The organism is Roseburia sp. TF10-5 (assembly GCF_003462365.1).
Classification (GTDB): Bacteria; Bacillota; Clostridia; order Lachnospirales; family Lachnospiraceae; genus Roseburia; species Roseburia faecis.
This window is the reverse complement of sequence record NZ_QTYW01000001.1, coordinates 1-12,726: the sequence shown is the minus strand read 5'-3', so window position 1 is coordinate 12,726 and position 12,726 is coordinate 1. Positions and strand designations below refer to the sequence as shown.

General features: G+C 34.1%; 14 protein-coding genes. 1 reads left to right on the top strand and 13 read right to left on the bottom strand.

What is annotated here, in order from left to right; genetic code table 11:
• Positions 1-110: 110 nt before the first annotated feature.
• Positions 111-323, bottom strand: coding sequence for a helix-turn-helix domain-containing protein (locus DXD06_RS00070; RefSeq protein ID WP_014081251.1), 213 nt, complete (start codon positions 321-323; stop codon positions 111-113).
• A 248-nt stretch (positions 324-571) separates the two neighbouring features.
• Between DXD06_RS00070 and DXD06_RS00065 the strand changes: the two genes are divergently transcribed.
• Positions 572-805 carry a hypothetical protein gene (locus DXD06_RS00065; RefSeq protein ID WP_055195970.1) on the top strand — a complete coding sequence of 78 codons (234 nt, stop codon included), beginning with the start codon at positions 572-574 and terminating at the stop codon, positions 803-805.
• A 24-nt stretch (positions 806-829) separates the two neighbouring features.
• On the opposite strand, the gene DXD06_RS00060 is transcribed toward DXD06_RS00065, so the two are convergent.
• The 12 genes from DXD06_RS00060 to DXD06_RS00005 all read right to left on the bottom strand — a co-directional run bounded on the left by DXD06_RS00060 (position 830) and on the right by DXD06_RS00005 (position 12,514).
• Positions 830-1,174 (bottom strand): helix-turn-helix domain-containing protein, encoded by a 345-nt coding sequence (locus tag DXD06_RS00060; RefSeq protein WP_117830175.1) that lies wholly within the window; start codon positions 1,172-1,174, stop codon positions 830-832.
• A gap of 136 nt (positions 1,175-1,310) precedes the next feature.
• Positions 1,311-3,026: an ABC transporter ATP-binding protein gene (locus tag DXD06_RS00055; RefSeq protein WP_117830173.1), complete on the bottom strand. Its 1,716-nt coding sequence runs from the start codon at positions 3,024-3,026 to the stop codon at positions 1,311-1,313.
• Positions 3,016-4,398 carry a S8 family serine peptidase gene (locus tag DXD06_RS00050; RefSeq protein ID WP_117830171.1) on the bottom strand — a complete coding sequence of 461 codons (1,383 nt, stop codon included), beginning with the start codon at positions 4,396-4,398 and terminating at the stop codon, positions 3,016-3,018. The genes DXD06_RS00055 and DXD06_RS00050 overlap by 11 nt, the downstream gene beginning before the upstream one ends.
• Positions 4,391-4,663: a hypothetical protein gene (locus DXD06_RS00045; protein ID WP_117830169.1), complete on the bottom strand. Its 273-nt coding sequence runs from the start codon at positions 4,661-4,663 to the stop codon at positions 4,391-4,393. Before DXD06_RS00045 ends, DXD06_RS00050 begins: the two co-directional genes overlap by 8 nt.
• Positions 4,664-4,674: 11 nt before the next feature.
• The gene (locus DXD06_RS00040; RefSeq protein ID WP_117830167.1) at positions 4,675-5,742 is read right to left on the bottom strand and encodes a TIGR04066 family peptide maturation system protein; all 1,068 of its coding nucleotides are present in this window, start codon (positions 5,740-5,742) and stop codon (positions 4,675-4,677) included.
• 3 nt (positions 5,743-5,745) lie between these two features.
• Entirely contained in the window at positions 5,746-7,182 is a 1,437-nt protein-coding gene (gene ccpM, locus DXD06_RS00035) for a Cys-rich peptide radical SAM maturase CcpM (protein ID WP_117830164.1), read from the bottom strand.
• Between the two features lie 81 nt (positions 7,183-7,263).
• The gene (locus DXD06_RS00030) at positions 7,264-7,458 is read right to left on the bottom strand and encodes a CLI_3235 family bacteriocin precursor (protein ID WP_158569445.1); all 195 of its coding nucleotides are present in this window, start codon (positions 7,456-7,458) and stop codon (positions 7,264-7,266) included.
• A gap of 50 nt (positions 7,459-7,508) precedes the next feature.
• Complete coding sequence (locus DXD06_RS00025) at positions 7,509-8,054, bottom strand: DUF6033 family protein (RefSeq protein WP_243000804.1); 546 nt, start codon at positions 8,052-8,054, stop codon at positions 7,509-7,511.
• 82 nt (positions 8,055-8,136) lie between these two features.
• Positions 8,137-9,168: a DUF4885 family protein gene (locus DXD06_RS00020; RefSeq protein ID WP_117830160.1), complete on the bottom strand. Its 1,032-nt coding sequence runs from the start codon at positions 9,166-9,168 to the stop codon at positions 8,137-8,139.
• Positions 9,169-9,189: 21 nt separating this feature from the next.
• A complete protein-coding gene (locus tag DXD06_RS00015) occupies positions 9,190-10,104 on the bottom strand; it encodes a hypothetical protein (protein WP_243000803.1) in 915 nt (304 codons plus the stop codon).
• Between the two features lie 85 nt (positions 10,105-10,189).
• Entirely contained in the window at positions 10,190-10,942 is a 753-nt protein-coding gene (locus tag DXD06_RS00010; protein WP_117830157.1) for a hypothetical protein, read from the bottom strand.
• Between the two features lie 12 nt (positions 10,943-10,954).
• Complete coding sequence (locus tag DXD06_RS00005) at positions 10,955-12,514, bottom strand: hypothetical protein (RefSeq protein ID WP_117830155.1); 1,560 nt, start codon at positions 12,512-12,514, stop codon at positions 10,955-10,957.
• Positions 12,515-12,726 lie beyond the last annotated feature (212 nt).

Here is a 12,726-nt window from a genome sequence, read left to right as displayed (position 1 = left end):
CAGCTATTTCAAATGGAATATTGTACACCTTAATATACCAAGAATATAAATATTCGCAGATTAAAAAAAGAGATATTTCCAAACTCTCATTACATTTTGGAAATATCTCTTTACTTAATATCCTCATCCGGCACAAACTCCATGATGTCCTCTATCTTACAATCAAGTATGGAACATAATCTGTTAAGGATTACCGTTTTTACGACCATATTCTTTCGCAATCGCTGTAACTGTGCTTTATCTATTCCATAATCTTTAATTAGTGCATACTGGCTAATATTTTTCTTCTTGAGTGTAATCCATAACCTGTCATATACTATCATTACAAAGACCTCCTCCTTGTATTCTACGCAAGAGTGTCCTATAATGATATGGTGCGTGTATGCACCATGCCGTATGTATATGATAGAATAGAAAATAGCCATAATCTGCATAGAAAACAGCTCTCAAGGTTATTATGTAATATAGAACGGATTATCTGTTTTACTTTTATGGTATTCAACCGGGACAATTCAATCACCTGACAATTTGCCCGCAGATACCCTTTTCAGAAAGGATTCACAACAACACTATGAATGATAAAAACACATACTCTGTTGATAAATATTTGAAAATCATTGCCGAAAAAGAAGGAATCACAAAAGAAGAAGTCCAACAGGAAATTGGGCGGGCAGTTTCCATTGCTTTAAAAAGCCCTGATCCACAAATGCAACGCTTCTGGACAGACTTTCCATGTGAAAATGAAACTCCCACCATTGAAGAAATCATATACCATCTCGCTGAAAAATTTGCAAAAGAGTCATAGACAAAGAACAGGATAACTACCCGTCTATTCACTCAGATAATCTTCCTGTCCTCTTAATATTTGTTCAATCATATGTAATGCAAATTCTATTTTTCTTTCGTCGCACCGATTCATCATAAATGCAAAACGCTCAATGTGCTTCTTAGGGTGCTGCTGGCTCATCAGAACCATAGGCGATGACTCCAATGCATGAACAATATTCAAATATGTATCAAGACTCATTGCCCTTCTGCCATTTTCAACACTTTTGATAGTATCCAATGATACATCCGCCCGTTCTGCAAGCTCTGCCTGCGTAATTCCAAGCCTTCTTCGTTCTTTTCTGATATTCTCTGCAATAATTTTGTATATGTGCTCTCTTTTCCCCATAGCCCCATCATCCTTTCTGACTTATCGCATTATATCAGAAATTATTATGGTGTCTGGCAATCTGTAACCATTTGCCATTTTCGTGTAATACTTTGCAGATTTTACTATCTCCTGTCAATTCATGGCAATGTATTATTCAATATTTTTCTCCCATTTTCAGCATATTTTTAAATTCCAGATTATCTTTTGACAAATCATCATAGACTCCACTTCCAACAACAGCACCATCTTTCAGCATGATAATCTGATCTGCTTCTTTTAATATCTCCTGTTTGTGGGTAATGATTATGACCGTCTTTTCTTTCAGTTTCGTATGGAGCAGTCCGTTAATCTGATGTTCAGAATACACATCTGTATTAGATGTGGCTTCATCAAATATAATAACCGGACTGTTATGCACCAATGCCCTTGCCAGTGCAATTTTCTGTTTCTGTCCTCCGGAAAGCATTGCCCCATTCTGTCCTACCACATAATCCAATGACACCTCAGAAATAAAATCAGCAAGTCCACTATCTTTACAGGCTTCCATAATTGTCTTATCATCTATATTTTTATACATACAGATATTATCCCTGATAGATGAATTGAACAGATAGATCTCCTGGCTTACTACAGATACCATATTTCTGTATTCTCTCAAAACAAACTCCGAAATATCTATACCATTTAATGTTATTTTTCCGCCTGTAGGTTGGTATAATTGCAGCAACAGACTTATCAGTGTACTTTTTCCCGAACCATTCCGACCAATCAGCACCGTTTTACTTCCCTTTGGAAAAGCAATATTAATATCGGACAGTACCGCTTTATCCTTTTCATATGAAAAAGAAAGATTCTGTAATTCCAGATCACCGAAGCAAGGCTCGGTCATGCCCTCCTCATTTTCCTTTTCTTCTTCAAGTGCCATAAACTCATAATACCGCTTTGTTGAAGGAATAATTCCTGACAAAAGATACCCGATATTGAGTATTGCTGAAATAGGTCCTGTCACATACGCACTATATGTAATAAACGCAAACACACTGCCTACTGAAAGCTGCATATCAAAAACAAGATTTGCGCCAATAATATATATCAAGCTGGTCAGCAGATGTACGATAATGTTATCCGTTATGCCGTTCCACTGGGCAAGCATATTCATCTTTTTCTGTTTATTGATTACAGAAAGCTGTCTGTCAGCAAATTCGGCTCTCTTATTTTCCTGTATTCCAAAAAGCTTTACTTCCCTTACACCGCCAACAGTATCTCCAAACCATCCGGCATATTTTTCGCTTTCTGTAATAAACTCGTCCATGATTCTTTTTCGCTTCTTTGCAAAATGTTTCATAATAACCGCTTTTACCGGAATAAAAAGAAGTACCATGAGTGTCATTCTGTAATCTAAGATAAAAAGTCCGATAATTCCACCTACCATACTGAATGCCTGAGTGACAACAAAAAACACACCCTCATCTGCAACAGAAGTCATATTTCCTATATCTATATTTATGTTATTTAGGATTTCCGCATAATTTTTACTGCTGAAATAGTTTGCTTTTATCCTCATCAGATGTTGAAATGACTGTTCCGATAAAGAATATTGTATATTCGCAGATATATCTACCCGCTTCTTTTCTTTTATAATATCAATAACTGCTATCATCATATAGATAAGCAGTGAACCTATTACCTGTTTTATAAGCAGTTCTTTATCTCCGCCTATGAAACCATAATCCATAATCCCCCTGCTTAGTAACGGGATACACATATTCAATCCTGTTGAAATGAGCAGACATGCAATAATCAGAGCAATTATTTTTCTATACCCCTTTAACATTCCCAGCAGTTTCTTTACTGCTTCTTTATTCCCCATCTTCATCCTCCGTCAGGATTGTAAGCAGACAATCATATACTTCCTTTATCTGCTGCTCTCCGAGGGTTCCAAAACACATCTGCGTCTTTTTTATTTTGTCGCAATAAATTTGTATTCCTGTCTGCTTCTTCCCATTTTCTATTCTTACAAATATATCGGCTTCCACACCGATACTTTCTTTTTCCTGTATTCCACAAATAATCAAATCAGACTGGTTGTAATAAGTCTGCCAATACAGGAAATCACCAATCTTATTACTTATATTTTCATCAACAGCAAAAGGGATATATTCTAAATCATACAATACGCTCTCCTGTTCAGTGGAAATAGCATACGCATTATAGCCCTCCGCTTCAAAACTCTTTCTTAATTCCGTAAGCCACCATATCTGATCCTGTTCTTTACCACTTTTTAAAAGTATGACAGGTATATTAATATTCTCCTTCTTTATCCTTGAACATAAGATCTGTTCTTTTCTGTTTCTTCTGCTCCAGAAAAAGCACTGTGTATCCGGCTGCTCTGCTATTTCATTGCCAAGATACACAATGTGCTTCTCCCTGTATTCATTAAACTCATTTTTATCATACAAAATTACAGTGTCTGCTTCTTCCTTTGCAGCTACCTCAAAATAAACCTCTGCCTTACTCTTTAATACCTTTCCGGCAATCCATCCTTTTTCTATCCAATCCGGAATATATTGTACACATTTTCCCCTGAATTTCTGGTATAAATGCTTCTTAATCTGCCATACATTATTGATCCATGACTGTTCCATCATTAACCTTCCAGCCATTGCTGTTACATAAGGTGCCGCATAGCTGTTACTTTTCTGAAGCGTTATATCGTTTCCTCCAAACCAGATTTTGTGTTCCGATGGAGCTGCAAAATCCACACCTTTATCCCGCAAACCTTCCGCATCAATGTTAAATGTATCTTTTGCTTTTACTCCGATAACATTTGAAAAGGATGCCGGAAAAGCCGTATACCCACTATTAGCAGTTGCCGCAATTATGATAAGTCCCTTATTGGCATATTGATTTACCAACTGCCGAATTATTCCTTTGTCCTTAAAATGTGTAGTTCCAAAACTCAGATTGACAAGTCTTATATTGTTCATCAGACACCAGTCAAACGCTGATTTCAGATCATCCACATTTCCTTTTCCTGTATTATCAAGCAGTTTATAACTGTATAATTCTGCGTCGGCACAATTAAGCCCTATGATCATGGCACAATTTGTCCCATGCAGAAACAAATCCTCCTCATCACTGATATTTCCTTTGTTCTGCTGAATTATATCGGGCAGCCCACATAATGCAAGTATTTTTTCATCTGCACCATTATCCAATACTGCAATCTTTAATTTATTCATAGGTATTTATCTCAGTTCTAATCTTTTTTAATTTTTCCTGTATTGCATCAACCATATTGCATAAATAATCAAATCTTTCATCTATGACATTTCGTTCTTCAAATTTTATTCCAAAATAACTCTCAACAGCAAAATAAAGCTGTAATAAATCTCTTGGTAACATTCCATTTCTCGGATCAAGCAAACTGATTTTTTTATCCACTGTGATATGGATTGTATTTTCAATATATTCTTCAATCCATTTTTCTATTGCGTCCTTTTCCATCACTTTCTCCTTTAATACTGTTCATATTTTCCATATAATAATAACTTTTTTTCTGCCTGTTTGAATAAAATATCATTATTTAAGTCGCTGGTTGTATAAACCTTATACTCTGTTTTAGGAAGTTCCATCCGCGGCAAATATACATAACTCAATTTTTCTGACCAGATTGAATTAGACAACGGACAAAATTGTGAAACAAAATAAGCATCTATATTTACATTATATTTATACTTTGCCATTTTTGAAATTTCAGAATAAAATTCATCATTATATCCATCATTAGCCATCAGCGATGTTATGACAAAATCTGGTTGAACCGCATTAAATATTTCATACGCATACAATCCAAAGCTAAAACGATGCTTATTATTTAATGGAAGTAATGAGTCTGGAATTCCTAACAGAATAACATCTGGCTTTTCCTGCATAGAAACATCCTTCATAACTCTGTTAAACGCATACACTTTATCAACATCTGAATATTGTGTATTAAATAAAAAGTCTGGCAATGGATGTAAACCAAACAGTCCACTTATTTTTTTCGTCCCTATCTGACTTACTTTATAGCCCTTGTCAATAAATCTACTTCTAAGATACAGTTGTAAATCAAATTTTTGCACATTCTGACCAATTCCCATTACTGCAACAACCGGTATATCAATCCCTATTATCTCTGAATCATAGTTCCATTTTTTTTCAGGTGTTTCTATTGTTTCATAATTGCATTGCAACAATTTCACATTGTACCTCTTGCAAATTTTTTCAATCTGATCAAGATATTCTTCTTCTACGCATATGATATTTTTTCCATTAGAACATACAAATTCCACTATTTTATATAGTTCATTTTCATCTGGAACTTTGTCAATAATGCAAAAAGTGTCAAAATCATCAAAACTAATTTTTCCGTCCACCAAATCAGTAAAAGTACAGTAATCATCATTATCATTATCATTTTGATTATTTATCGGTAAAATATTACCATAACACATAAAACAGATAATATTGTATCTAAATAATTTTTTATACTCTTTAATATAGCTATGTTCAATCGAATATGGATAAATAACAACGTTCATCTCTTATGCTTCTCCTTCCTCAAATTTACAGCCAAAATTTTTTAGGACAATATAATTTTTTATGTATTCTTCTGCATTTTCCCTCGATTGTTTGCACCATTTCAAACGATTGGCTGCTTCTATCTTTCCATTCTCGCCAGCTTTTGCCACACATTGAGAACACATTTTGTAGCACCAACATTCCCTGCATTCTTTTTCCGTTATCTTCGCCACATTCAAAATTTTTTTCGCATTTTCTAAATCAAATCCATTTTTTAGATCTCCTATACATAATTCACTCGATTCCTCATCTACTCTTTCACATGGAAAAAATTTTCCGTCCACTGTAACAAAGAAACGCTGTATACCTGGCAGACATTGTCCTCCCGGACTGATTTTCCCCTGATATGTTTGCAATCCGACAAATCTATCTTTAACAATTTGCTTCAACGATGCTACTTCGCTACTATATAAAGTAGGCTTATAATTCGAAAAAATTTCCTTATTGCAAGCATATAAATATGTTTTAAATATTTCATAATATGATATGGCTATTAGTTCAGGATTAATCGGCTCTTCATCCTTCTTGCTAATCGGATTTATATAATTTGAAGCCACATTTATTCCCTTAACAGTTTCATAATTCAAAAAAAATTCACTTGAGCAAGCCACATTTTGCTTTAAATCTATCACAGCATTAAATCCTATATTTTTTATAAATCCCGGTAATTCTTTCCTTATCAATTCCAAATTCTGCATTACCGCATCAAATGTCCCTTTATTGCTGTTAGCGAATATACGATTACTGTCATGTGTTGCTTTTGGTCCGTCTAAACTTATTGTAACATTAAATTTTTTCTCATAAAGATACTTTGCCGTTTCGATATTTAATAAAGTGGCATTTGTCGTCATATTAAAAAGAAGTTTTTTCCCACTAAACACCCCCTCTGCATAATCTACCACTTCTCTTATCAGTGGAACTTCCAGCAATGGCTCTCCACCATAAAATCCAATGGATATTTCTTTGCTATTTTCTGAATGTTTTACCAAAAAATCAATAGCCTGCTTAGCAACTTCGACTGACATTCTCTTATTGTTATGTACTCTGTTTATATAACTTCCTGAATAAACACAATATTGACATCTCAAGTTGCAGTTTTGTGTAACCTGCAAAATAATCGTATTTAAATTATTTTCATATAAACTTTCCAATAAAGATATTTCCCCATGTTCAACGACTATTTTTTCATCAACCGGTTTCAGGCAGCCTGATTCTTTTAAATATTCAATTTCTTCTTTTAATTCATCACCAACTTCGATTTCTCCATTACTATTCAAAATAGCCATAAGAAACCTACACATTTCTTTTGTAATAGAAAATATAGCGTTTGTTCCAGCATCATACATATAATAACTGTTGTATAGTTCTAAAATATGTATATTAGGTTTTGATTTAGTCATATATACTTCTCCTTGCGTAAATAGTGCAGCAGGGCTTTACTGAACACAGTAAAGCCCTACCTTGTTGGAATAATTCATGTTCTAAGCAAGTAACAATAAAGAACCTTTACTTTTAACTTGCGTAGTTGAATTTTGTGTATTGTTTGCAACTTGTCTTCCATTTGCAGTTCCAATACTCTGGCAGTTGTTACAAGTACAAGCACACCAGCAATTGCATGAACAAGCATATGCCATAAATGTACCCGTTTCCATTGCATTCTTCTTTCCAAGCTTCATTATGCTTCCCTCCTTCCTTGCTTTTTTATATAGAAATGCTAATTGCATCACTATATCTTTTGATCAAAACTATATATTCTTAGTTCATTATCTGAATCGGACACTAAATCTTTTGAACTTCTTTCCTTTTCCATCTTGTCTTCAGTTTTCTTTTCCTCTGCTCTCTTTTCCTCTTTCCTTTTCTCGAGTCTTTCTTCAAGTTCTTTCCTTGCTTTTTCTGTTCCCGGATCAACTTCATCTTGAGTACACATTACAGAACTCATGCTATCATATCCATTTATAGTAATACTATAACTCAGTATCTTTGCTCCTCTTGCTGCCACATAAGCTCTTGACTGTTCTATTGTTTTTGGTATTAGCGATAAATTGTACTCCAACCATTGTTTTGTCTTTTCATCTCCCATAGCCTCTGACAAAAGAGAACTGTTTATATTTACGGAATAATCCCTGCTTCGTAAACAATCGTATTTTTGTGTTAAATAGTTCTTATATTCATGGGCATTCTTATATGTCCTGCCCGTTTTGTTTCCAGCATTTTGTGTATTGCCATAACTATTCGTATATGACGCATATGTTCCTATTCCTGTAACTGCCATATTAACATATCTCCTTTCATTATTCGGAGTCCTTCCAACCATGCCACATGTTGGATTTCTCTCAGAATCAATATGATATTGATCACACGCTAGCTTCAAATATACTTTGACTAATACTTTTCATCCACATATTCTGCGTTGCTCCATACCCTCTTTCCTGCCCTATATCATACAATCCACTGCTGTCAAATCCTATTTTCAATACTAAATCATTTTCTTTTTTCCAGCCATTCTTAGCATATTCCAACCATCTATTAGAATAAAGTTCATACCCTGCGCCATTTTTAGCCTTTTCCTTAAACAAAGCAAGTAAATCTGTGCTATCCTCTGCAATAAAAGTACCATTTCTATATGTCGCATTGCGTGCATCATACCCTGTTGTCTCATACACTTCATGCCATAAAGAATATTGGTTCGCCTTTGTCCTATTTGCTTGCGAATTAACAATTTCATTGTCTGAATCATGCATACAAATCCACGCATGCGTCCAAATATTTTTTGCATTATCTCCTTCATTCAGCAATTTTTCTATCTGCGATAATGTGTCTCTATCTGCATTTCCTGACACAGTTAATTGATATGTATATGGATCAATAGAAAATGTCAAATCTGCTTGTTTTGATAATGATATTCCATTTTTTGAAAACAGATTTGAAATTTGCTGATTTACAACACTTCTTGCATATTGCTTTTCCTTGTCAGTATTGCGTATATAACCTGTACTTCTTGAAGCACCTGTATATACATCCTTGTAATTTCTTAATGCATAATCATACCGGGCAAATCCAGCCGAATATTTTCCCCCTGTTTGTAACATTCTTTTCTCATTGCGGTAAGCTATGGAACGCTGATCTTCTGTCATATATGAGCAAAAATTAGGTGAGGTCACATCACAATATTTTGATTCGATATATGCCATTGGATCAGAATGAGACAAATTTTCTTTGTACACTTTATCATAATGCTCCTGCAAAACTTTTTGTACGAAACGATCTTCCTCGGTAAGTCCATCATATTGATAACCTACAGTTGTACCAGTACTGGAAGTGTTTGGCAGATTATTTAAATCCCTGCCTACTGGTATGTTGTTGTAATAATTATTTACAGTAACCATACTAGCCCCTACCTTTAGCCCCTACCTTATATAAGTCTCATAATCCGTATCATGCAAATCATACTGAAACTCTATCGTTAGTTTAACATTTCTCATTGTCGATTTAGCTGTAGCAAGAGCATTATATTTGAAGCTCCATTTCTGCTTAACAGGTATACCATCATCAATATCAATGTTATAGTGCCCACTACTTGCACTGGAAACCGTTGAAGTATACCAATTACCATTACTTGCAGGCATAACCATATGATGCACGTTTCCCTGACTAGGAGACTGTGTTCCAGAAGATGAAATCCTTGTAACTATAGCTTTGTTAGGAATTTTCGTATCATTAGTTAAATTTACCGATATAACAGATGAATCTACACCTGACATACTAATACTGCTATTTCCCTTATTAGATGCTGTACCAGAAATTGAAACATTTACTGATGATGTCTTTATTCTTTCATAAGCTGACAATGAAAAGTAGATACTTTTGTTTATGTCTACGCTGCCTCTATGTAAAACTAAATAATAATTTCTTGTAGATGTTGAATCATTGTCACAGTCCAAATATATATCTGGTGTAATACTGTCTGCGTTATAAACATTTTGAGGTGTCATCTGAGGTGTACCCAGTGTTATTCCTACCCCATTTTGTACTTCAAACCATTCACCTGCATATTCCTCTTGGTACGATGCTCTTAAATAAATGTGTTCGCCCGGACTTAATGTAAATTGCAACCAAGACTCTGTTTGTCCACTCTCTAAAATAATAGTTGCGTAGTTTGAATTTATTGATGACCATCTACCATAATTATAAGCAGTTGAACTTGTATTGTTACCTGTGATAGATGTTGCCGCTTGTGCATCAATTACATTTATGTTTAGTATGCCTAAACATAGTGCAACAACTGCCAACATTCCTACAAACCTTTTTAAGCTTTTTTTCATTTCATTTTCCACCTTTCTATGCGTTAAATAAATTGTTTACTCTTATAACATTAAACAGCCTTTCATGTCTCTAGAAAATATTTTTTTAAGCATTGTGATATATTGTTTTAGCAAATAACCTCTGAGTCGTTTCCATAAAGTTCTTATCGCTACTCATAATATCCCAAATTACACTCTTTGCAATTCCTGCTGTGTATTTCGGTTCTTCACGCATTTCTAAAAATCTTTTTTGTGCTTTCTCCATCATGGATACCGCAGTATCTATATATTCTTTTTGTTCTGCTGTATTCTTCTTCACATTAGTTGTTTGAAAGAATTTAGAACCGTCATTTGTCTGCTGACATACAATATATCCCGCCAGATTTGCTAATCGCTTATTATATGCCCTGTCTAAACCTGCCAAATCTTCATCAAGTGTTAATGAATTTTCTCCTGTGAGGTCATAAGAAACCTGACGTTCTCCATTCTCATGTTCTTTCACAATATAATTGTAACGTGTTTCATAAGCATCCATCATAGACTTCATCACATCTTCTAGATTGTATTTTCCGTCTTTTAACGTCAGTCCACTATATTCTCTCATTGAAGTATAATGTTCCCATTCAACCTCATTTGTATCTTGTATTGTTAATTCATATCCTATCGGTTCCTCAACTTTTGGCTTTACTTCTCTTAATTTTTCCCGCAATGCCCGCCTTCCTTCATTCGATATTTCTACATTGTCTATCTGCTTATTTTTATAAGCAACATTGTCATCCATACCTCTGAAATCTTTACTCTTTCTTTCCATTTCGAATAAACAAAACCTATCGTAAGAAGGTGTTTGAAATATTTTCATATCAGCACCTCCTTACCATGTAGTTGGTTCTTCACCATTATAATATGGATAATAATACTTTGTTGCAGTGCTATATGGTCTAGTAAATGTCATACTATTAGAACCAGTTGCATATTCATAAAAATAATTAATGTGTTCAATATCAACCAACTTTCCAGTATTTGGATTTATAAATACAGTGACAAAATTTAAATCTTTATAATAACGATTTGCAGCATACGCTCCACTACATATGCAATGAATATTATAAAACGAATTTGAAGAATACAAAGACAGTTCCAATACATTTCCTGTTGGACCAACCCCTTTAGAGCCTTTGATATAATCTACTGTATCCGGCATTGTCATTCCATAATATATCGCGTCTTCAACATCATCAAACATAAACTGGCTCTGATATATTTTTGCACGAAGGTCAGACGGATTAGTCATTGTAATATTGTACCTCTGCGTACCAGCAGAATTAGATGCATCAACATTGTAAGAATAACTCAAATCTATTGTATTTCCATTTACATACATATTGCTTCCATATCCATCAGATTGGAATACTATTCCTGCCTTTGCGTTAATCATATAATAAAATGAGCTCGTATCATTAGCAATATTAGCAACTTTCTTTAATTTAATGCTGTAATCTGTATCATATTTTCCATCTGTACTATAAACAACCAGATAATATTTTCCCGCATCAAATTGATACATATCTTCTTTTTCAGATATTTTATAAACACTTGTTGAACTGTTCTCTTTAATTATGCCGAAGCTGTAGGTACCTACATTCACATTAAGCTCAGTTATCATAGGTTCTGATATTGTAAAAGTATAATAATCTTTATCAAATGGATTATCTATAATTCCTTTAATAGTATCATTTACCCCTATTTCTGCTGCTGTGGCTTTAGAATCATTAACTTCATAATTTATATCCGACGTCGCATAAAATGCAAATGCGTATTGTCCACTTCCTTCGTAAGCACTAACCGCAAAATAATATATTCCTTTATCAAGGACTTCCGTACAATACTCACTTACACCTAGTTCTGATGTAGCACTGCCGCCCACTAAATTTAATTTATATGTATTCTGATCTAACTCAAATAAATATATATCTGCATCAACATTAGAAACAGTTTGCAACAATATAGAAACTTTACTTCTTTGCTCAAGACTAAAACCATACCATCTCATTTCACTTGTTTTCGTTAATTCTCCATGAATAACATCTCCGTGTTCTACAAGATATGCATAATTTGGATCAGTATTATCATTCTCCCCGGATTCTGAAACAGTAGCCGTCATATGTACTTTTAAATTTTCTCCATCATATACTCTATCTATACCATTAGGAATATAATTTTCTTCAATATCTTCCACTTGTGCTACTTCAGGATATGCATTATTTATGTCAAAAATTGACGTATCTATATCTGATTCTTCAATAGATATGTCAGAACTTTCTTCATGACTGACACCATAATTCATTTCCTGTGCATTTGCATTTATCGGTGAATACACCACACATATGCATGAAGCAACCGCCAATAAAACTGCCAATAATCTTTTTTTCATAATAAACTTTCCACCTTTCTCTTATTTTTGAACCGTGCTAATTATGCGACTCTTTATAATCACAAAATATATCAGTCATGTAAGTGCTTTTGTATTGGGATTAATATAATATGATATTGATAGCATCATCACAATCTCCAATTATTTTCATTCCTCTGCCATTCGGAATCTATTCACTCTCCATAACGGTCCAAGTGATCTATTACTTTTAT